22 protein-coding genes are annotated in these 21139 nt (G+C 63.6%); 18 read left to right on the top strand and 4 right to left on the bottom strand.

Features of this window, described 5'->3' with window-relative positions:
- Positions 1 to 28: 28 nt before the first annotated feature.
- The 12 genes from QZZ02_RS05595 (at position 29) to QZZ02_RS05540 (ending at position 10266) form a co-directional block, all read left to right on the top strand.
- Positions 29 to 253 (top strand): twin-arginine translocase TatA/TatE family subunit, encoded by a 225-nt coding sequence (locus QZZ02_RS05595; RefSeq protein WP_291842918.1) that lies wholly within the window; start codon positions 29 to 31, stop codon positions 251 to 253.
- Positions 254 to 256: 3 nt separating this feature from the next.
- Positions 257 to 742, top strand: coding sequence for a Sec-independent protein translocase protein TatB (gene tatB, locus QZZ02_RS05590; protein WP_291842917.1), 486 nt, complete (start codon positions 257 to 259; stop codon positions 740 to 742).
- Positions 743 to 747: 5 nt separating this feature from the next.
- Positions 748 to 1563 carry a twin-arginine translocase subunit TatC gene (gene tatC, locus QZZ02_RS05585; RefSeq protein WP_291842916.1) on the top strand — a complete coding sequence of 272 codons (816 nt, stop codon included), beginning with the start codon at positions 748 to 750 and terminating at the stop codon, positions 1561 to 1563.
- Between the two features lie 70 nt (positions 1564 to 1633).
- Positions 1634 to 2911, top strand: a complete 1278-nt coding sequence (gene serS, locus QZZ02_RS05580; protein ID WP_291842915.1) for a serine--tRNA ligase — start codon at positions 1634 to 1636, stop codon at positions 2909 to 2911.
- Between the two features lie 513 nt (positions 2912 to 3424).
- Entirely contained in the window at positions 3425 to 4219 is a 795-nt protein-coding gene (surE, locus tag QZZ02_RS05575) for a 5'/3'-nucleotidase SurE (RefSeq protein WP_291842914.1), read from the top strand.
- Between the two features lie 45 nt (positions 4220 to 4264).
- Positions 4265 to 4906 (top strand): protein-L-isoaspartate(D-aspartate) O-methyltransferase, encoded by a 642-nt coding sequence (locus QZZ02_RS05570; protein ID WP_291842912.1) that lies wholly within the window; start codon positions 4265 to 4267, stop codon positions 4904 to 4906.
- A 30-nt stretch (positions 4907 to 4936) separates the two neighbouring features.
- Complete coding sequence (locus QZZ02_RS05565) at positions 4937 to 5341, top strand: hypothetical protein (RefSeq protein WP_291842911.1); 405 nt, start codon at positions 4937 to 4939, stop codon at positions 5339 to 5341.
- 134 nt (positions 5342 to 5475) lie between these two features.
- Positions 5476 to 6402, top strand: coding sequence for a M23 family metallopeptidase (locus tag QZZ02_RS05560; protein WP_291842910.1), 927 nt, complete (start codon positions 5476 to 5478; stop codon positions 6400 to 6402).
- 170 nt (positions 6403 to 6572) lie between these two features.
- Complete coding sequence (yajC, locus tag QZZ02_RS05555) at positions 6573 to 6896, top strand: preprotein translocase subunit YajC (RefSeq protein ID WP_291842909.1); 324 nt, start codon at positions 6573 to 6575, stop codon at positions 6894 to 6896.
- A 50-nt stretch (positions 6897 to 6946) separates the two neighbouring features.
- Positions 6947 to 8602 (top strand): protein translocase subunit SecD, encoded by a 1656-nt coding sequence (gene secD, locus QZZ02_RS05550; RefSeq protein ID WP_291842908.1) that lies wholly within the window; start codon positions 6947 to 6949, stop codon positions 8600 to 8602.
- A gap of 15 nt (positions 8603 to 8617) precedes the next feature.
- Positions 8618 to 9562, top strand: coding sequence for a protein translocase subunit SecF (secF, locus tag QZZ02_RS05545; RefSeq protein WP_291842907.1), 945 nt, complete (start codon positions 8618 to 8620; stop codon positions 9560 to 9562).
- Between the two features lie 95 nt (positions 9563 to 9657).
- The gene (locus QZZ02_RS05540) at positions 9658 to 10266 is read left to right on the top strand and encodes a urate hydroxylase PuuD (RefSeq protein WP_291842906.1); all 609 of its coding nucleotides are present in this window, start codon (positions 9658 to 9660) and stop codon (positions 10264 to 10266) included.
- A 187-nt stretch (positions 10267 to 10453) separates the two neighbouring features.
- Here the strand turns inward: QZZ02_RS05540 and QZZ02_RS05535 are convergent, their stop codons facing one another.
- Positions 10454 to 11734 carry a serine hydrolase domain-containing protein gene (locus QZZ02_RS05535; RefSeq protein WP_291842904.1) on the bottom strand — a complete coding sequence of 427 codons (1281 nt, stop codon included), beginning with the start codon at positions 11732 to 11734 and terminating at the stop codon, positions 10454 to 10456.
- Positions 11735 to 11808: 74 nt separating this feature from the next.
- A complete protein-coding gene (locus tag QZZ02_RS05530) occupies positions 11809 to 12414 on the bottom strand; it encodes a superoxide dismutase (protein WP_291842903.1) in 606 nt (201 codons plus the stop codon).
- Between the two features lie 108 nt (positions 12415 to 12522).
- Between QZZ02_RS05530 and QZZ02_RS05525 the strand changes: the two genes are divergently transcribed.
- Both QZZ02_RS05525 and QZZ02_RS05520 read left to right on the top strand, forming a co-directional pair.
- Positions 12523 to 13341, top strand: a complete 819-nt coding sequence (locus tag QZZ02_RS05525) for a squalene/phytoene synthase family protein (RefSeq protein WP_291842902.1) — start codon at positions 12523 to 12525, stop codon at positions 13339 to 13341.
- A 67-nt stretch (positions 13342 to 13408) separates the two neighbouring features.
- A complete protein-coding gene (locus QZZ02_RS05520; RefSeq protein ID WP_291842900.1) occupies positions 13409 to 14104 on the top strand; it encodes an SDR family oxidoreductase in 696 nt (231 codons plus the stop codon).
- 31 nt (positions 14105 to 14135) lie between these two features.
- On the opposite strand, the gene QZZ02_RS05515 is transcribed toward QZZ02_RS05520, so the two are convergent.
- Both QZZ02_RS05515 and trmFO read right to left on the bottom strand, forming a co-directional pair.
- Entirely contained in the window at positions 14136 to 16145 is a 2010-nt protein-coding gene (locus QZZ02_RS05515) for an alpha/beta fold hydrolase (protein ID WP_291842899.1), read from the bottom strand.
- 51 nt (positions 16146 to 16196) lie between these two features.
- Positions 16197 to 17597: a methylenetetrahydrofolate--tRNA-(uracil(54)-C(5))-methyltransferase (FADH(2)-oxidizing) TrmFO gene (gene trmFO / locus QZZ02_RS05510; RefSeq protein ID WP_366511502.1), complete on the bottom strand. Its 1401-nt coding sequence runs from the start codon at positions 17595 to 17597 to the stop codon at positions 16197 to 16199.
- Between the two features lie 50 nt (positions 17598 to 17647).
- Between trmFO and QZZ02_RS05505 the strand changes: the two genes are divergently transcribed.
- The 4 genes from QZZ02_RS05505 (at position 17648) to QZZ02_RS05490 (ending at position 21062) form a co-directional block, all read left to right on the top strand.
- Positions 17648 to 17902, top strand: a complete 255-nt coding sequence (locus tag QZZ02_RS05505; protein WP_291842897.1) for an energy transducer TonB — start codon at positions 17648 to 17650, stop codon at positions 17900 to 17902.
- Between the two features lie 71 nt (positions 17903 to 17973).
- Positions 17974 to 18879, top strand: coding sequence for a hypothetical protein (locus tag QZZ02_RS05500; protein ID WP_291842895.1), 906 nt, complete (start codon positions 17974 to 17976; stop codon positions 18877 to 18879).
- Positions 18880 to 18966: 87 nt separating this feature from the next.
- A complete protein-coding gene (locus tag QZZ02_RS05495; protein WP_291842894.1) occupies positions 18967 to 20022 on the top strand; it encodes a hypothetical protein in 1056 nt (351 codons plus the stop codon).
- A 158-nt stretch (positions 20023 to 20180) separates the two neighbouring features.
- The gene (locus QZZ02_RS05490) at positions 20181 to 21062 is read left to right on the top strand and encodes a hypothetical protein (RefSeq protein WP_291842893.1); all 882 of its coding nucleotides are present in this window, start codon (positions 20181 to 20183) and stop codon (positions 21060 to 21062) included.
- The last annotated feature ends 77 nt before the right edge of the window (positions 21063 to 21139 follow it).

The following is a 21139-nucleotide window of genomic DNA, read 5'->3' as shown; positions in this document are numbered from 1 at the left end:
AATTGGCGTGTTTCAGACGGAGGGGCAAATGGCTCCCGGTATGTGGCAAATTCTTCTGGTAGTTCTGCTTGCGGTGCTGCTTTTCGGCGGCCGTGGCAAGATCGCTTCGGTCATGGGTGACTTCGCCAAGGGCATCACCAGCTTCCGCAAGGGGCTCAAGGATGATGAGGGCGAAGGCGAGGAGACGACGTCGGATACGGCGGCCGGTTCGCTCAATGCCGAGGCCCGTGAAGACGAAAAGACCGGGAGCTAGGCGATGAGCCCCGGCATCGGCATGCCGGAATTGCTGGTGGTCCTGGTCCTCGCCCTGGTCGTGGTCGGTCCGCAGCAATTGCCAGTCATGATGCGCAAGGTCGGCCAGATGCTGGCGCAGGCCCGCGCCATGGCGAAGGATTTCCAGAACAGTTTCGAGGAAATCGGTCGGGAGACCGAACTCTCCGAGCTGCGCCGCGAAATCGAGGCCCTCAAGCAGTCCAATCCGGTCAACGAGATCCATGGCGAGCTGGGCAAGGCGGCCCGTGCCGCGCAGAACGACGATATTCGTCAGCTCAAGTTGAAGCAGGTCGAGAAGGACCAGGCCGTGCTTGAGGCGGCGAAGGCCGACAAGCAGGCCGCCCTCGAACAGGCCGGTGCGGCTGAAGCGGCTGCGACAGGTGATAGGGCTTCATCGGACGATGGGATGGCGGCTGCCGACGACGCGCCGGCGCCGCAAAAGCCCGTCGACGAGATCAAGGGACGCTGAGCCGCATGGCCGAGATTGAACATGATGAGGTCGAATCGAGCCGGGCGCCGCTGGTCGATCATCTGATCGAGCTGCGGTCGCGGCTCGTCCTCATCATGGGTTTCCTGCTGGCCGGTTTTGTCGGCTGTTTCCTGTTCTCCGAGACGCTCTACCAGTGGCTGCTTCTGCCCTACCGGGATGCGGCTTCCATCGTGCGCGGGGTTCCCATCGAGGAGCTCGACCTGACAGCGAATTTCTTTGCGCCGCTGGAATTCTTCTTCGTGCGGCTGAAACTGTCGCTGGTCGGTTCCATCATCATTATCTTCCCGGTCATCGCCTGGCAGGTTTACGGCTTCGTCGCGCCGGGCCTCTACAAGAATGAGCGCGGTGCCTTCGCGCCCTTTCTGGCCATGTCGCCCGTGCTGTTCGGACTGGGTGTGAGTTTCGTCTATTTCCTGGTCCTGCCGATGGTGATGCGGTTCTCCCTGGGACAGGAACAGTCGGCCGAGCTGGTCGGCACCCGGATCGAGCTCCTGCTCAACGTGTCCGACTACATGAATCTGATCACCACGTTGATGCTGGTCTTCGGCCTGTCCTTCCAGATGCCGGTATTCCTGATGCTGCTGGCCAAGGCGGGTATTCTCAAGGCGAGGACCCTGCTCAAGGGCTGGCGTTTCGCGGTCGTCGGAATCGCGCTCTTCGCCGCCTTCGTGACGCCGCCGGACCCGATCTCCCAGATCACGCTGGGTGGCGCCCTGATGCTGCTCTATTTCCTCTCGATCGCCGGCATGCACCTGATGCAGCCCTCCGGTGCCGACGCAGACGAGACCCAAGAGGACTGATCCGGTTTACGACGCGCGCGGGCAGGGCTATAGCCCGGCCTCGTCATTTCATTCCAACCGGATCAGACCCATGCACGACATCAAGCTCATCCGCGACAATCCCGACGCTTTCGACGCTGGCCTTGCCAAGCGTGGCCTCGCGCCGCAATCCGCGATCCTGATCGAGCTTGACGCCTCCCGCCGCGAAGCGCTGGGCAAACAGCAGGATGCCGAGACCGAGCGCAACGCGCTGTCCAAGCAGATCGGCAAGGCCAAGGCCACCGGCGACGAGGCGGAGTTCAATCGTCTGCGCGGCGAGGTCGATCGGCTCAAGACCGTACTCGAGGAGGCCGGTCAGCAGGCGCGTCATTTCGACGAGACGCTGAACCAGCATCTCGCTGCCCTGCCGAACCTGCCGCATGATGATGTGCCGCAGGGCGCCGATGAAAACGACAATGAGCAAGTGCGTCGCTGGGGTGATCCGCGGGCCATGGATTTTGCGCCGCGTGACCATGTCGATCTCGGCGAAGGTCTCGGACAGATGGATTTCAAGACGGCGGCCGAGATCTCCGGCTCGCGCTTTGTTGCCCTGCGGGGCGGTCTGGCCCGGATGGAGCGTGCGCTGGCGCAATTCATGCTCGATCTCCATACAAGCGAGCATGGCTATGAAGAGGTCAGCCCCCCCTACATGGTGCGAGATGAAGCCATGTTCGGCACGGGTCAGCTTCCCAAATTCGCCGATGACCTCTTCCGCACCACGGATCACCGCTGGCTTATCCCGACGGCTGAAGTGCCGCTGACCAATCTGGTCCGCGATGCGATCCATGCCGAGAGCGATCTGCCGATGCGCATGACCGCCTACACACCCTGCTTCCGTTCGGAAGCCGGCTCGGCCGGGCGCGATACGCGCGGGATGATCCGCCTGCACCAGTTCCAGAAGGTGGAAATGGTCTCGATCACCACGCCGGACGACAGCGATGCCGAGCTGGAACGCATGACCGCTTGCGCGGAAAAGGTCCTGCAGCTCCTGGAACTGCCCTATCGGGTGATGAAGCTGTGCAGCGGTGATATGGGTTTTGCCGCCCGCCGCACCTATGACCTGGAAGTCTGGATGCCCAGCCAGGATTGTTATCGCGAGATCTCGTCCTGCTCGACCTGCGGTGATTTCCAGGCGCGCCGGATGGATGCCCGTTTCCGCAAGGAGGGCGAGAAGCGTCCGGCCTTCCTGCATACGCTCAACGGATCCGGCGTCGCGGTTGGCCGCGCCCTCGTCGCGGTGCTGGAAAACCACCAGAATGCCGACGGTTCGATCACCATTCCGGCGGCGTTGCGCCCCTATATGGGCGGTCTCGAGACGATTACAGCCTGATTCAAGGGCTTCCGGCCCTGCCAGTGAGTCCATCCGGCCGGCAGGACAGACGTCCCGTTCCACCGGTCGAAGCGGCTGCAGCATCGCGTGAGGTCGCATCGGCACGTATGCAATGCCTCGCGTGGATGTCCGGGATCAAGGGCTACCGTATGGCACCCCTGTCGCGCCGGGGTCGAGGTTGTGCGCTCACCCGCTTGGGTGATTGCTCGCATTCGAAGATTCTTGTCTCTCTCACCGGAACCGGCGCCGTAGGAACGGAACTCAAGAGCGTGCATCGCACGCCTGGTCAGGCAGATGCATTCGACTTGCCCGGTTGGGTGTTTTCGGCCTGCCCCAGGATTGAACTGCCCTGGCACCGCCCGTGTCCGACATGCCGGCAATCTTGTGGTCGTCGCAGTGTTGAACTGGCCTGTCGCTTGTCTGGCACACTTGTGACCGCGTCCGGGGACTGGCGGCTGGCTCGAATTGCTTTAGAAGCAGGCGAAAGCCAACACAGCAAGCGACCGGTCGATCATGATCCCAGACAATCCCCGCATTCTCCTCACCAATGATGACGGCATCCGGGCCCACGGGCTCAAGGTTCTCGAGAAGATTGCCCGTCAGTTGTCGGACGATGTGTGGATTGTCGCACCGGCCGAGGAACAATCCGGGGCCGGGCGCTCGCTGTCGCTCCACGCGCCCTTGCGCGTGCGCCATTTCGATGAGCGCCGCATGTCGGTGTCGGGGACGCCGACCGATTGCGTGCTGATGGGCGTGCAGGACCTGATACCGGGCAAGCAGCCCGATCTCGTCCTGTCCGGCGTCAATCGCGGCCAGAACATTGCCGAGGATGTGACCTTCTCCGGGACTGTCGCCGGCGCCATGCAGGGCATGCAGCTGGGTATACCCTCGGTCGCGCTCTCCCAGGCCTATGGCTTTGGCAAGGACGATCCGATCCAGTGGGAGACGGCGGAGATGTATGGCGCGCCGATCCTGCGCCGCCTGTTCGACCTGAAATGGCCGGATGACGTGCTGATCAACATCAATTTCCCGGACCGCAAGCCGGAAGATGTCGAGGAGGTCGAGGTCACCCGCCAGGGCCGCCGCGACCAGCACATCCTGCATGCCGAACACCGGACTGACCCGCGCGGCATGGATTATTACTGGCTCGCCTTCAAGGGTCTGTTGTCCAATCCGCCGGACGGGGTCGATCTGCGGGCCATCTATAATGGCAAGATTTCTGTCACGCCGCTGCACATGGACCTCACCCATGGCGAGACGCTGGGCAATCTGAAAAGCATGCTCGGCGGCGTGCCGCCCAAGTCCTGATCCCGCCCCGGGCGGCGACCCGGCGTTTCAAGAAGGTTGTCTCGCATGCAATTGCCTGATCCCCGCATGATCCAGCTCGTGATGAGCCTGCGCGGTGGCGGTGTGACCGATGCCAAGGTGATGGGCGCGCTCGAACGCACGCCGCGCCATCTCTTCGTGCCGCAGCGTTTCGGCGACCAGGCCTATGATGACCGGGCCCTGCCGATTGATTGCGGCCAGACGATTTCTCAGCCGCTCATTGTCGCCCTGATGACCCAGGCGCTGAAACTGGATGATCGCTGCAAGGTGCTCGAGATCGGCACCGGCTCGGGCTATCAGGCCGCCGTGCTCGCCCGGCTGGCGCGGCGGGTCTATTCGGTCGAGCGCTATCGCACCCTGTCACGTGAGGCCGAGGCCCGGTTCGAAGGCCTGCGCCTGACCAATATCGTGACCCGGATCGGCGACGGAACGCTGGGCTGGCCCGAACAGGCCCCCTTTGACCGCATCATCCTGACCGCTTCTGCCCCGACCCGCCCGGATGCCATCCTGGCGCAGCTCAAGGAAGGCGGTATCGCCGTGGCGCCGGTTGATCGCGAGACCCGCCAGGTTCTGGTGCGCTATGTCCGCGATGGCGACACGATCTCCGAAACCGACCTCATGGATGTTCGCTTCGTGCCGCTGGTGAAGGGTGAGGCACGCGCCCTTTAGCGGGCGGCGCCACGCTGATAGGATCAGAAAATGGGCATCGTATACGAGAGTCTGGGTGGGGACGGCCTGATCAGCGTGACGCTTGTCGGGCTGGCCAGTCGTACCGAGCATGCGTCGGCCGAGGAGCAGGCCCGGCGCGATATAAGCAGTGGCCGGCTGAAGGCGCTCATTGTCGATGCCTCGGGCGCGGAAGTTCCGGCCAATCAGAGTATCTCCCTGGAAATCTGGGAAGATTTTCTCTGCACGCTGGGGGCGCGCCCCTTTGCCTACCTGCCGCCCGTCGGACATCAAAGCGAGGCCCGCGACGCCATGATCGCCGAGCTGGTTGAGGAATGGGGCGCCAGGTTTCGCCTCGCCGCCTCGGTCGAGGATGCCCGGCAATGGTGCCTCGCCGAGATCGCGGCCGGCGGCACCGGTCCGGAACAAGGCAACTGAGACCGGCGTGGACCGCGGATCGGCCTCATATTAAATCTGCATCATGGATCGCGCGTGACCGCGCATGGATAACCGCCGGTTAAGCCTTATCTGGCTTGATGACCCCGCTATTCCTGCCGGAGGTCGAGCCCGAAATGCGTTCTGTGTCCCTGATCTGCCTCCTTGTGGTGGTGAGCGCGAGCCTTGCGGCCTGTGCTTCCGGCCCGCGTGAGCCGGCCCGGGTCGACTATCGCAGCTTCGGCAATGGTTCGACGACAAGCAGCGCTTCGCGGCCGTCCCGTGGCGGCTCGGTGAATTGTGGTTCCGGCTATACCGTCCGCACCAATGATACCCTGTCCGAGATTGCCGAGCGTTGCGGCGTGAGCATGTCGGACCTGGCCAGCACCAATGGGCTCAGTGCGCCCTATACGCTTCGGGTCGGCCAGACGATCGCCATGCCGCGACCGCCGGTGCATGTCGTGCAGCGCGGCGAGAACCTCTACCGTATCGGCCTGCGCTACGGCGTGCCCTTCCAGCAATTGGCCAGCCATAACGGTATTCGTGCGCCCTACGAGATCGAAGTCGGCCAGCAGATACGCCTGCCGCATGGCGCCCAGGTCGCCTCGACCACATCGGGCGGCTCTTCGCGCGCTCCGACGACGTCGGCGCCGAATGACCGCTACGCCCCGCCACCGGCCGAAGCCGGAGCGCCCAGGTTTGACTGGCCCATTCGCGGGCAGGTCCTGTCGTCCTTCGGGCGTCGCCCCAATGGCGAGCGCAATGACGGCATCAATATCGAGGCCACGACCGGGGCCGAGGTCCGCGCCGCGGCGCCGGGTCAGGTCGTTTATGCCGGCAGCGAGCTCGCCGGCTATGGCCAGCTCGTGCTGGTTCGCCACAGTGGTGGCTTTGTGACTGCCTACGCCCATAATTCGCGCCTGCTCGTCCGTGAGGGCGACCAGATCAGTCGGGGCCAGATTATCGCCCAGGCGGGTGCTACCGGCACGGTCGACCGGCCGCAGGTGCATTTCGAGATCCGCTCCGGGGTGAATCCGGTCGATCCGATGTCCTATCTGCGCTGAGCCCGGTGCGTGTCCCGTGTGCCTTGGAGCACACAGTCCGGCAGCGCCGCTACAGCCGACCCTTGTTGCAACCAGGCCTCGTCCCGATATAGTCCCGCGCATTCGAATTTCAGGGCGTTTTCGCACTCTCGTTGCGTTACGCACCCACAAGCCGCGGAGCGCGCTACCTCATGGAACAGTATTCTTCGATCATCATGTTGGTCCTGATGGGCCTGGTCTTCTACTTCCTGCTCATCCGTCCGCAACAAAAGCGCATGAAAGAGCACAAGGCGCTGATCGACGGTCTCAAGCGTGGCGATGAAGTCATCACCCAGGGCGGCATGATCGGCAAGATCGCCAAGGTGACGGACGAGGAAGTGACGCTGGATCTCGGCGAGGGCGTGAAGGTCCGTATCGTTCGCTCGACGATTGCCGATGTGAAGGGTCGCACCGCGCCCAAGCCGGCCAATGATTCCAAGACCGATGCCAAGAAGGACGACAAGGAAATCGGCTGAGCCGATTGACCGTCATCCCTGATCGTCCCTGACCAAGAGGCCGCGCTGACATGCTGCATTTCGGGCGTTGGAAACTGCTTTCCATATTCCTCATCACGCTGCTCGGCGTGATGTACACCATCCCCAATTTCGTGCCGGAAACCGACCGTTACACGATCAATGAGGCGGATGGGACACGCACGCCCAAGGGCATCTGGCGCTTTATTCCTGCAGGGACGATCAATCTCGGCCTCGACCTCCAGGGCGGTTCGCATATCGTCTTTGAAGTCGATATGGATGAGGTCCGCGATGCCCAGCTCGAAGCGCTGGCCTCGGATATCCGCACCTCGCTGCGTGAAGCACCGCCCGTGCTGGCCCGCTCGGTCTCGGTGATCGGCGATGAGGTCGTGGTGTTGATGGTCCGTCCCGAGGATCGCGAAACCGCGCTGGAACGTGTCCGCGATCTCAACGCGCCGGTCACGACCGGGGTTGGCCAGGTCGGTCTTGCCAACATGTATGACATTGCGGCGGACGCATCGGATCTCAGCGCGATCCGTATCTCGGTCACGCCGCAACAGTATGAAATGATCCGAACGCGGACGCTGGAGCAGTCGATCACGGTGATCCGTCGCCGCCTCGACGGGCTCGGCACGACTGACCCGACCATTGCCCGTTCCGGTGATCGCCGCGTCCTGGTCCAGGTGCCGGGCGCTGACGATCCGCAGGCGATTATCGACCTTGTCGGCACCCAGGCCGCCATGAGCTTCCATCTCGTCGATGACAGTGTTGATCCCGGCCCGAATGGCCAGGCGCGCACGCCTCCCGGCGTCACCGTTTTTCCGATGGCGGACACGGGCGGGACAGCCTGGCTTGCGGTTGAAACCCGTCAACGTCTGACCGGCGAAAATCTCAACAGCGCCTACGTCACGAACCACCCGAACTATGTGGGTCCGGTCGTCGGCTTCCGCCTGGACACGCAAGGCGCCATCATTTTTGGCGAACTCACGCGCGCCAATCGTGGCCGCAGCTTTGCGATCGTGCTGGATGACGAGATCATCACGGCGCCCCGGATCAACGAGCCGATCCTGTCCGGCTCCGGCGTGATCGGCGGCGGCTACACCTATGAATCTGCCAACCAGCTTGTCATCCTGCTCAATGCCGGCGCGCTGCCGGCGACCCTGACGCCGGTCGAGCAGCGCGTCGTAACGGCCTCGCTCGGACGTGACCAGATCGAAAGCGGACAACTCGCCGTGATGATCGGTTTTGGCCTGGTGATCATCTTCATGGTCGCGATGTATGGCGTGTTTGGCGTCTTTTCGACGGCGGCGCTCCTGATCAACGTCTTCCTGATCCTGGGCGGCCTGTCCGGACTTGGCATGACGCTGACCCTGCCGGGTATTGCCGGTATCATCCTGACCATCGGTATGGCGGTTGACGCCAATGTGCTGATCTATGAGCGGATCCGCGAAGAGGTGAAGAACAACCGCACCCCGGTGCAGGCGCTGCAGGCCGGTTATGAGCGGGCGCTGGCCGCCATTCTCGATGCTAACATCACCACCTTCATTGCTGCGGCCGTGCTGTACATGCTCGGCGCCGGACCGGTGCGCGGCTTCGCCGTGACGCTCGGGGTGGGCATCATCACCTCGGTCTTCACCGCTTTCGTGATCTCCCGCCTGCTGGCGGTTGTCTGGCTGCGGGCGTTCAAGCCCAAGACGCTGCCGCTTTAAGGGGAGGAAACGGACATGACCCTCGCACTCGTCAAATACCTGCCGACATCGGCCAAGGTCCCCTTCATCCGCGGACGCTTCATCGCGCTGGCGGTCTCGGGCCTCTTCATCGTCTTCTCCATGTTCGAATTCGCCACGGTAGGCATCAATTTCGGCATTGATTTCCGCGGCGGTATCCAGACCGAAGTCGCCGCGCTGAACACCACCTCGATCGAGGGCTTGCGCACGACAGCCAACGCGCTCGACCTGGGTGAAGCCCGGGTGCAGGGCGCCGGCGCGTCCGGCGAAGACCGTACGACCTACCTGATCTCGCTTCCCTTGCAGGAAGGCGAGGGGCTGGAGGGCGAGGCGGCCCAGAATACGGCCCGGCAGGCGCTGGAAGATGCGCTGCTGGCCGATTTCCCCGATATCGAAATGCGCGGAACGACGGTGATCGGTGGGGCTGTTTCGGGCGAGCTGATCGTTTCCGGCTTTACCGCCATCGGCGTCGCGCTTTTCTTGATGCTGGTCTATATCTGGTTCCGCTTCGAGTGGCAGTACTCGGTCGGCGCAATCGTCGCCCTGACCCACGACGTTATCGCCACGATCGGCATGTTCTCGCTGACCCAGATGTCCTTCGATCTCGCCACCGTCGCTGCCATCCTGACCATTGTCGGTTACTCGATGAACGACACCGTGGTCGTGTATGACCGGATCCGTGAAAATCTCCGCAAGTACAAGCGCATGCCGTTGCCCGAAGTGCTCAACCTGTCGATCAATGACACGCTGTCACGCACGATCCTGACCTCGGTGACCACGCTGGTCGCGCTGATCTCGCTCTATCTGATCGGTGGCACGGCCCTGAAGGGGTTTGCCTTTGCGATGATCTGGGGCGTGCTGATCGGGACTTTCTCGTCGATCTTCGTGGCCGCGCCGATCCTGCTGTTCACCAATGTCCAGCGCGAGAGCAATGAGAGCTGAGCGGGTGTGAGGCCGGCTACACTATCCTGAGGCGCGAATAAGCCGTATTTTCCCTCCACTGACAGAGTGATTCTGTCGATTGGGGAGGGAAAACAATGGGTGCAATACTCAGCAATCTGCGCACGACGGTCATCGTCTCCTTCGTGCTCGTGGCCCTTTATTTGGGCGCCTATGTCATGTCCGGTGCGATCGTGCCGGATGGGGCTTTCTGGCAGGGCCTTGCGCGCTGGACGCATGTTGTCGCCGGCATCATGTGGATCGGCCTGCTCTGGTATTTCAACTTCGTGCAGATCCCGAACATGCCGAACATTCCGGACGAGCAGAAGCCGGCCATCGGCAAGGTGATCGCGCCGGCGGCCCTGTTCTGGTTCCGCTGGGGTGCCGCCTTCACCGTTCTGACCGGCCTCATGGTGGCCGGCCTGCGCGGCTACTCGATGGAAGTGCTCAGTCTCGGACTCGTGGCCGAGGTCTACACGCCACAATATTCATTCATCGGAATCGGCATGTGGCTGGCCATCATCATGGCGATCAATGTCTGGTTCGTGATCTGGCCGAACCAGAAGATCGCTCTCGGCCTGGTCGAGGCAGACGCCGACGCCAAGCCGAAGGCCGCGCGCACGGCGATGCTGTTCTCGCGGACCAATACGCTCCTGTCCTTCCCGATGCTGATCGCGATGGCCATGGCCCAGACGATCTTCGGCTAGCGACGCCTCCGATCTGTCTGCCCGAAACGTTCAGGGCCCGCCGGAGACTTCGGCGGGCCCTGTTCACGTTCGGGGGGTACGTGAGCATCCGTGCGGCTTTTCGGGGAGGGGCGCCGCTCGATGCCTTCGTATAACGAGCAGACGCGTCACATTCCGTCGCCGGGACGGCGCTCGATTTGCAGCCGCCTCAGTCGAAGGCGAAACTCGCATACACTCGCGGCCGGAATTCGCGCAGTGTGCGTGGTTCGGGCCGATACTGCGAGGGCTGGATCTGGGTCATGATCACCGCCGCCGTGCCGGTGCGCGGGCTGACGAAGAAGTCGGTGTCAAAGAGACCGCCCCAGCTCAGATCACCCGGAACGCCGGCCGGGCGCTGGCCTTCCTCTGGCGGCAGCACAACGTCCATGGCGAGCGCGAAGGCGCGGCCATCCCAGCCTTCGCCCAGCTGATCGCCGGTCGCATGCGGGCTGGAGAAGATCGCGAAGGTCTCCTGCGACATCAGTTCGACATCGCCGAGCTGGCCGCCATTGGCGAGCAGCATGGCAAAGCGGATATAGTCTGACGCGGTCGAAACCAGACCACCGCCACCGGACGGCCAGGTCGGGGTGCCAAATTCGAACGGCACCATCGCGCCGTCTTCGTCATGGATATAGAGCGGCGCCAGTTCGTCCTCGGAGAAATCGACGTCCTCGAAGAAGAAGCCGGTCGAGTTCATGCCCAGCGGCGTGAAGATCTCGGTGTCGAAGAAGGTGTTGAGCGGCATGCCGGAGACCACTTCGATCACCCGTCCGGCGACATCCAGCCCATAGGAATACATCCAGCGTTCGCCGGGATCGGTATAGAGCGGCATGGCCGTCAGCCGGTCGACCCGGAAGGCGAGGTCGCCCTCGCCGTCATACATGGAGTTTTCCAGGTAGAGCCGACCCAGATCGCTCTCCGCCTCGAAGATATAGCCCAGCCCGGCTGTATGGGTCAGCAGGTGCTCGATCGTCATCACCGTGTCCGGTGCCCGCGTCTCGATCTCGCCGGCCTCATTGGCCATGGGAGAGACGGCGACGCGGACATTGGCGAAGGACGGGATGTAGTCGCTGACCGGATCGTGCAGCGCGATCTCGCCGCGCTCGACCAGCATCATGATCGCAACCGCAGTGACCGGCTTGGTCATGGAAGCAATGCGCACCGGCGTGTCGACGGTGAAAGGGGCATGATTGTCCAGATCGGCTTCGCCGGCCTCGGACAGGAAGGCAATCTGTTCACCGCGGGCGATGATCGCGGCATAGCCGGGGCGGGCGCCGGCAGCGGCGAGCGTGTCGAGATGATTGTCCAGATCGGCCAGGGCGACCGGGTCAAAACCCAGCGCAGCCGGATTCTCAACGGAGTGTGTGTCTTGCGCCAGCAGCGGCGCGGTGACGGGCATGAGCACCGTCGTGGCCAGCGCGAACGCAGCCATGGCTTGTTTGAACGCCATCTAACCTTCCCTTCGGGATTGTAATTATCGACCGAAGGGAAGGTTAGGGCGCAAGAGCCGCTCTGACGAGAGGCTTATTGGGCAGCGGCGAGGTTTTCAGCCGCAAATTCCCAGTTCACCAGCTTGTCGAGGAAGGTGGAGATGTAGTCCGGACGGCGGTTCTGGAAATCAAGATAATAGGCGTGCTCCCAGACATCCATGGTGAGGAGCGGGGTGACGCCCTCATCCGTCAGCGGCGTCTCGGCGTTCAGCGTCTTGCGCACTTCCAGCTTGCCATTGGCCAGGACCAGCCAGGCCCAGCCGGAGCCGAACTGGGTGGCGCCGGCATCGGCGAAGGCGGTCTTGAAGGCGTCCAGCGATCCGAAATCGCGGTCGATCATTGCGGCAAGATCGCCGGTCGGTGCACTACCGCCATTGGGACGCATGGACTGCCAGTAGAAGGTGTGGTTCCAGATCTGGGCGGCATTGTTGAACACGCCGGCCTTGGCGGCATCACCGGCAGTGGCCTTGATCACGTCTTCCAGCGACATTTCGGCCAGATCGGTGCCCTCAACGAGGCCGTTGAGTTTGCCGACATAGGCGTTGTGGTGTTTCCCGTGGTGGAAATCCAGCGTCTGGGAGGAGATATGGGGAGCCAGCGCGTCCTTGGCATAGGGCAGATCGGGCAGGGTGAAAGCCATGGGAACCTCTTACAGTGACGAAGTCGGGGAAGATGAGGGCCGGTCGGGCCGTTTTCATGTCCGCACATATGGTGTGGATGCCGCCCAAGTCCACCCGGGAGACGCATGATGGCCAAAGAAATCGACAGCTTGCTGCAAAATGCCGATCCCGACCGCTATCTCTGCGCCCTGTTCGCAAAGCCGCAGGAACGGGCCGGTCTTCTGGCCCTTTACGGTCTCAATCACGAGCTGGGCCGGGCGGCCGATTCCAGCTCGGAAAGCCTGATCGGCGAGATGAAGCTGACCTGGTGGCGCGACGCCATCGCCGACCTTCATGCCGACCCGCCCAGGGTCCGTCGTCATGATGTGACCGAGGGGCTGGCCGCGCTCACGGACCGCATTTCGCTGGACCAACTGACACCGCTTGTCGAGGCCCGCTTCGATGACATTGCGGCACGCCCCTATAGCGATCTCGACGACCTGCTTGCCTATGTCGACGCAACCGCTGTGCGACTGGTGCGTCTCGCCCTGATCGTGGTTGATGCCGTCGATGCCGTGCCCGAGGACAGCATTCGGGATGCGGGACGGGCCTGGGGGCTGACCGGGCTGTTGCGGGCCTTCCCGATGCGCGCGCAGATCGGACGGGCTCCGATTGGCGGCGAGGCCCTGGCGGCGGCCGGCGTGACGCCCGCCATGATGGCCCAGGGGCTGGGGCAGGCGCAGGTCGCCGAGGCACGGGCCGGCATCATCGCGGCCGCCCGCAGCGCTGTTGAAGGGCTGCAGGCGGCGCGCCCCCTGCCGGCCGAGGCCGTGCCGGCGATGGGCTATTGCCTTCTGGCCGCGGGGTATCTGAAGCGCTTGCCGGACAATCCCTACGCCCTGGCAGCGGATATCAATCCGCTGGCGCGACGCCTGCGCCTGACCTGGCTGGCCCTGACCGGCCGCTAGCTGGTCTAGGAGGCTTGCCTCGCCGGGGCGCTCGCGTCCAACATGGCGGCAACCAAGGAGACGACACATGCATCACGCGCTTATCACCGGAGCCAATCGCGGACTGGGGCTGGAGCATGCCCGGCAATTGCTCGAGCGCGGCTGGCATGTCAGCGCCGCGGTTCGCGATCCGGCCGCGGCCACAGAGCTCGCCGCATTGCAGGTCGGCGCGGGCAAGCTGGATATTCATGCCTATGACGCGGCCGATCCCGACAGTGCCCAAGCGCTGGCCAGGATGGTCACGGGGCCGGTCGACCTGCTGTTTGCCAATGCCGGCATGATGGCGCCCGAGACGCGCCGGTTCGGTGCCGCCGCAGGGGCCGCCATGCTGGAGGAATTCAGGGTCAATTCGATCGCGCCGCTGGCCCTGGTCGAGGCCTTTGTGGACCGCGTCGCCGAGTCCGAGATGAAGGTGATTGCCCTTCAGTCGTCGCGCATGGGGTCGGTCCGCGACAATGACAGCGGCGGTGGCTACGGCTATCGCGCCTCGAAGGCCGCGCTCAATGCGATCGGCAAGTCGTTGAGCATAGACCTCAAGGATCGCGGCATTGTTGTGCTGATCCTGCACCCGGGCTGGGTGAAGACCGATATGGGGGGCCCCAATGGTCAGCTTACGGTTCAGGAATCCGTCTCCGGCCAGCTCGATCTGATTGCCCGTGCCTATGGCAATCCGGTCATGAGCGGCCGTTTCTATCACGTCTCCGGCCAGGACTTGCCCTGGTAGGTCGCCCTTGGAACGGGGCACGGCTCACGCCTTATTCCTCGCCGAGATGCTCGGCGAGGAAACGCTCAAGCTCGGTCAGAAGCGTTTCACGTGTCTGCGGCTGGGTGAGCCAATGGTCGCCGTCCTCTAGCCGGATGAAGGTCACCAAATCGCGGTCGCGTGCGGCATTGTTGAAAAACACGCTCTGTTCGATCGGAACGACGCTATCGCTTTCGCCATGGAGGATGAGTACCGGGATCGACAGGTCCGGCGCGAGATGGCGCGGGGAGACATTGTCGGCTTCGGTGAAGCTCAACAGGTCGTTTTCGCCCAGGATAGACCGCCGAAAACCGGCCTGCATTGCGCTGGAAAGCCCGGTGCGCCGGTCGATGAAGCCCAGCATTGCCGGCAGGTCCGTCACGGGCGCAAAGGCCGCGGCGCAGGCATACAGGTCCGGCGTCAGTGTTGCCCCTGCCAGCGCCGCATAGCCGCCATAGCTCGCGCCAACAATGCAGATCCTGTCAGGATCAGCCAGTCCGGCCTCTGTGAGCGCGTTGACGCCATCCGAAATGTCCTGCTGCATCAAGCGTCCCCATTGCCCGTCGCCGGCGCGTGCCCATGCATAGCCATAACCATCGGAGCCGCGAAAATTGGGTTGCAGGACAGTGTAGCCGCGGGAGCCGAGGAAATGGGCCCAATAGTCGAAGCGGCCGTTCGCGCGCGCTTCCGGCTGACCGTGCACGAGAAGTGACCCGTGTGATTGCGGGCCGCTATGGATCAGGATGATGGTTGGTTGCGGACCCGCTCCGGCAGCGCGCGTGAGGTAGCCCGGAATGGGCGTCCCGTCCCGTGCCGCATAGCTGTAGGGTTCACGGGCGGGCAGTTGGACATCGGCGAGGTCGGGATGCGAATTTGCAAACTGGGAGAGTGCGCCGGTTTCTCCGTCGAAATAGTAATAGACGGTGGGGCCGTTGGCCGGATGAGTTGCGACCAGGATCTTGGTGAAATCGCTCGACCAGGTCTCGATGGTCGTCGGCACGCCGCCAAGCGCGGCTTCAAGCTGGCCGCGCAACTGGTCAATCCCGGCATTGAACCAGACTTGCGTGGGGGTCTGCGCTTCCACCTCAACCCCGCGCACGAGGTTGGAATGCGGATCACAGATGATACGGGAATGGTCGAACTGTTGGTTCTGGAAGATCGGTGCACCTATCACGCCGGTCTCCAGCGACAGCGGCAGGACACTTAGATGGTCGTCCATGTAATAGCCGACGGCGAGATCCCCGGACGGCAACAGGCCGTACACTTCCAGCCCTTCGATCCGGGAGTCTTCCAGCGCGAAGACTTCTTCCCAGTTGCCGCCACGCAAAACGCGTATCGATTGATAGTCACCGACTGCATCATAATCCATCCGGGCGACGGCCTGGCCGTCGCGATCGAGGAAAAACCGGACCGTGCTCGCGCCACCTTCGTGGACAAGGGTCGAGCGCCGGGAGCCGGGACTCGCCCGATGCAGGTCGCGCTGGCGGCTGACACTGTTGATCGCGATCATGACCTCGCCGGTTGACGGCACCCGCCCCGCAATACGGCCGCGGTTGAGGTCGAGGCCGGTATTGCCTTCCTCACCGAGATTGCTGCCGATGCCGCCACTGGAATTTTGCCGCGACATCAGGCGCACGGGCTCGAAGCCATTATTGATCTCAAAGCCGAACGCCGCGGTGAAATCGACCATGCCTTCCAGATAGGGCAGGCGGCCGGACTGACTGGCGACCATGACCAGGCTGTCGTTGTCAGCCCAGAGCACGGTATGCGGCACGAGGCCCGATATGTTCGAGATACGTCGCTCGCCACTGGCCAGGTGAGCGGCGAGCAGGATCAGGTTCCCGCCAGTGTCATTGGTCACGAAGGCGATCCGTGAGCCGTCTGGAGAGAGGGCAACCAGGCTCGCGTGGGGCGTGCGGGAGAATGCCGAAACGGCCGGCAAGGCCTGTGCAAGACAGCTGCCTGCCGAGATGAGCCCAACGGCCACGGCCACCAGCAGGGAACGCGGATTGAATCGGGACACGGGCTTTCCTCCTCGGGCATTCTGCGCCGCCCATGCGCCAGGCTGATCAGGTCAGCCGGCCGCCCAGCTCGCCAAATCGCTCAGCGCGCGCTCCGACAGCGCCGTCTTGCGCGCCGGTGTCTTGGCCTTGCCCCTGATGCGATTCCCGTCGGCATCGATCGTGGGCTGCTCGATCGGCGGGAAGAGACCGAAATTGACATTCATCGGCTGGAAAGACCCCTTGCCGCCATCCAGATGACCGCCCGTGACATGGCCGATCAGCGCGCCGAGCGCAGTGGTGGCAGGCGGCGGGATGAGGGCAGTCCCCAGGCGCTCCGCGGCGGCATAGCGGCCCGCGAGCAGGCCCATGGCGGCGCTTTCGACATAGCCCTCGACACCGATCAGCTGGCCGGCAAAGCGCAGGCGCGGCTGGCTCTTCAGGCGCAATTGCGCATCGAGGAGTTTCGGTGAGTTCAGGAAGGTGTTGCGGTGGATGCCGCCAAGCCGGGCAAAGCGGGCCTCCTCGAGACCCGGGATCATGCGCAGGACTTCGCCCTGGGCGCCGTATTTCATCTTGGTCTGGAAGCCGACGAGATTGAACAGCGTGCCCAGCGCATTGTCCTGGCGCAGCTGGACGATGGCCCAGGGCTTCACCGTCGGATTGTGCGGATTGGTCAGGCCGACCGGTTTCATCGGGCCGTGCCGCAGGGTCTCGCGACCGCGCTCGGCCATCACCTCGATCGGCAGGCAGCCGTCGAAATAGGGGGTGTTGGCCTCCCATTCCTTGAACTCGGTCTTTTCCGCCGCGATAAGCGCGTCGATGAAGGCCTCATACTGGTCCTTGTCCATCGGGCAGTTGAGATAGGCCTTGCGCTCGGCCTCGGTCTCGCCCTTGTCATAGCGTGACTGGAACCAGGCTTTCTCGGTGTTGACGCTGTCGCGATAGACGACCGGTGCGATGGCATCAAAAAAGGCCAGCTCGCCTTCGCCGGTTTCCTTCAGGATCGCTTCGGACAGGCTTTCCGAGGTCAAGGGACCGGTGGCGATGATGACGCTGTCCCAGTCCTCCGGCGGCAGGGCGGGGATTTCCTCGCGATTGATCGTCACCAGCGGATGCTCGGAGAGCTCCTTCGTGACGGCCTGCGAGAAGACGTCACGATCAACAGCCAGCGCGCCGCCGGCGGGCAGGCGGGCGGCATCGCCCTGGCGCAGGATGATCGAGTCGAGGCGGCGCATTTCCTCGTGCAGGAGGCCGACCGCATTGGTGCGGTGATCATCCGAGCGGAAGGAGTTCGAGCACACCAGCTCGGCCAGCCCGTCTGTATGGTGGGCATCGGTGCCCTTCACGCCGCGCATTTCGTGCAGGATGACCGGCACGCCCTTGGAGACGAGCTGCCAGGTGGCCTCGGAACCGGCCATGCCGCCGCCGATGACGTGAACGGGTTTCATCGCTTGATCTGTCATGCGCGGCATATCGAACCGGGGCGCATGGGAGTCAAGCGGGCGGGGGCAGGCTTGTCGTCATGCGGGATGGTCCGCGATACCCGTTGGAGGTCGCAATGGCCGGGTTTGAGGGCGTGATCTATGTGAGATTTGTCGTCACCGAGACCGGCGAAGTGGACGACATCGAGATCGTCGGCGGCTTCCCGCCAGGCGCGTTCAACGAGGTTGTGGTCGATGCTCTGGAGGGCTGGCGCTACGACCCGGCCACCCAGGACGGGGTTCCAGTCCGGCGCAGCGGCGTTGAGCAACGCTTTGATTACCGCATGCAGCGCTGACGCGACCGCGCGTCGCGCTTGATCCTTGCGGGCAGGGCGGTATCTCTGGCGACGAAGTGATCGGAGCCGTCATGTCGAGCCAGCCCATTCCCGTCCTGCCCATACCCGTCCTGCGCAGTGTTGTGGTCGCCTATGGCCTGCTGGCCACGCACTGGCAGCGCTTTGCGCTGGCCGGCCTGCCCTTCACCCTGGCCTATGCGGTCCGGCTGTGGCTGGCGCAAAAGGGTCAGGCTGCGCCGCTGGACGGTTTCTGGCTGACCCTTGATGCCACGGCCCTGATCGCCATGACCGTTGGCAGCCTGGCCTTCTCGGCCATGGCCTTTCGCCTTGCCGTGCGCGACGAGTATGCCGGTCGCTGGGGGCTGCAGTTGTCCGGCGATGAGTGGCGCCTCTTCATCGTGGCCCTGCTCAATGCGGCGCTGGTCCTCATCGTCGCCCTGTTGGCGGCCATGTTCGCCTTTGTCGTGTTCAGCACGATTGCCGGCGGTGCGGTCGACCGGGCCGGCATCAATCCGGAAGAGGCCGGTTTCGACCTGCCGACCGCCATGAGCTACATGACACTGGCCGACTGGATCGCGGCCTGGGTCGTCAATGCCGTCGCCTTCCTGCTGGTTGCCTGGCTGATCGCCCGTCTGTCGATCTCATTCCCGGCCAGCATCGCGCAGCGCGCTGTGCGGGTCCTGTCGGTCTGGACGCTCAGCGAGGGCCAGGCCTGGCGCATCATGGGCGCGATGGCGCTGGCAGTCCTGCCCCTGTTCGCCATCGAGATCGGGCTTTATGAGGCGCTCAGCGCGATGTTGGGTGATCGATTCCTGGCGACGCCGGTCACCGTCGGCGCCACGGTGGAGACCTCGGGCGGCTTCGTGATGATGCAGGAATACATGCGGGTGACCGGCTTTTTTGCCATCCTCAACCTGCCTGTAATTGCCGGTCTCTATGCCCATTTCCACGCCGTGCGAACCCAAACTTCCGCCTAGCGGGACGATTGCGGCTCTGTTCCCGCTGGCGATTTTTCGTCAGGCGCGCATGATGGTATTATCGTGACGCAAGGGCAGGGACTGATCATGGCCACGCAAAGCTTCGATATCGGCAAGGCAATCTTCTGGTTTTTCATTCGCTTCGGCGAGAAGCCGGGCGGCGCGCTCTGGCTTTTCGTCTTCCAGGCACTGTGCGCTGCGGTTCTCGTCGCCCTGTCGGTGATGATGATGGGGCCGGCCTATATCAACCTGTTCGAACTCATCGAGGCGGACGCCCATGGCGGTCTCAGTGATGCCGACGCCATGCGGCAGGTCTTCGGCATCTTGATGCCCTTCCTGACCTATGGCTTCCTGATTATCCCGCTCACCTTCCTGTTTGCGGTCACGTTCCAGGCCGCCTGGCTGCGCTTTCTCACCAAGGGTGAGATCAAGCCGGTCGTTCCGATCCGTTTCGGCGGCGACGAGCTGCGCCTGATCGGGGTCAATCTGCTCTACGTGGTCGTGGCTGCGGTGGCCTATTTCGGCGCGGCCCTGGTGATCGGGATCTTCGGCTTCGGCGCCGTGATGATGGCGCAGGGCGGTGGCGATTCCGCAGCGATCGGTTTCGGTGGCGGTCTGCTGGCCTTTCTCGCCTTCCTCGCGGTTCTGGTCGCATTGCTGGTCTTTGCCATCCGCCTGGCTTCAGCGCCGGCCCTGACCGTGCTGGACGGACGCCTGCGCTTCTTCGAGAGCTGGGATGCCAGCAAGGGCGTGTTCTGGCCGCTTCTGGTCAGCTATGTCGTTGCCTATGCCATCATGATGGTGATTGGCGGCACGCTGGGCTTCGTGGTCCAGCTGGCCCTGCTGGCGGCGCTCTTCCCGATGCTCATGGATCTGGTCGATGTCGCGGAACAGGGTAGCCAGGTGGATCCTGACGCCGTTCTCGCCAGCCTCCAGTCCAGCCTCAGCCAGCCCGGCACGCTGATCGCCCTGATTGTCGGCTTCGTGCTGCTCTACGCCTTCCAGGTCATGCTGGAAGCGGTCTGGCACTCGATCGGTGCCTATAATGCCGTGCGGGTCCGCAGCGGCGGTGAGGGCGAGGCGTCGGATGCGCCGACCCTGGCCGCGGGCCACCCGATGGGCGCCTCGCCCAGCGAGGGGTGAGCCGCCGCTCCGGTCTGACAGGATCGCGCACCCCCGGTCCGGCACAAGTCCGGACCGGGGGTGGCCCTGTCGTGAATCGCAACCTGAGATTAAATCTGCTATCCTGTCTCCCGTGAGTCTGCGCGGACGGCCTCCGCCAAGCCCAGGGAGGCACTATCATGACCACCAATCTTGCCGGCGCGTACATCACGGGTCTGTTCGGGAAATCTGACCTGCTGGCCCCGACGCAGTCGGAACTGCTCGCATCGCGCATGAATGACTACATCTTCTGGTCAGTCCATGTGAACCCGGACGGCAACCTGCACTACAATGACGTGCCGCTGGTCACCAATGGCGTGCTCGACCCGACCACCGGTGCCGGGATCGGCGGTATCATCAGTGCCGCCCGAAAGGCCGGGCTGGCCCAGAATGTATGGTTCTCGGTTGGCTCTGGCGGTGTGTCCGACTTCCAGAACATCCAGTCCATCCTGAACAGGGGCGGGGCCAATGAAGCAAACCTTTTTGCGAATTTCCAGGTCCTGATGGACCTCGGCGCCGATGGTTTTGACCTCGACTATGAGGAATACCTGACCGAGCCGGCCGGCCTGATCAGCCGTTTCACGATCGAGCTCAACCAGCGCATGGGCGCAAAGCTGACCTATTGCCCTTATTACGGCGTCTCGATGTGGATCGATTGCCTGAAAGCCAACATGACCGAGCTGGGCAGCCAGCCGGTCGTCGGCTTCAACCTGCAATGCTATGCCGGCGGCGCGAGCAATGATCCCCGCATATGGGTCCAGGAGATCCATCGGGCCGGTTCGTCGATCGGGGTCAGCAATGCGCAGGCCTTTGTCCGCCCGGGCATGGCGGTCGCAGGATCACCCTCGGCGCCGGCCCTGACACCCAGCCAGATGACCGCGCAACTCAACACCTGGCAATCGCCGGGCGGCTGGATCTGGAACACGGCCAATGTGCTCAATTCCCAGTCGAAGACCGGCTATTCGATCACCGATTATGCCAGTGCCATGCTGGCCGCCGCGCCGGTGGTCGAAAAGGCGTAAGCCGGACTTGCCCACATCTCCCGCCGCCGCCTAGTCTCGTGCGACAGCGCAGATTTGGGCGGCGGAACGGGGCATCG

Origin of the sequence: Maricaulis sp., assembly GCF_015665295.1 — a bacterium.
Lineage (GTDB): Bacteria > Pseudomonadota > Alphaproteobacteria > Caulobacterales > Maricaulaceae > Maricaulis.
The sequence above is the reverse complement of the archived record's forward strand: the minus strand, read 5'-3'. Positions and strand labels throughout refer to the sequence as shown.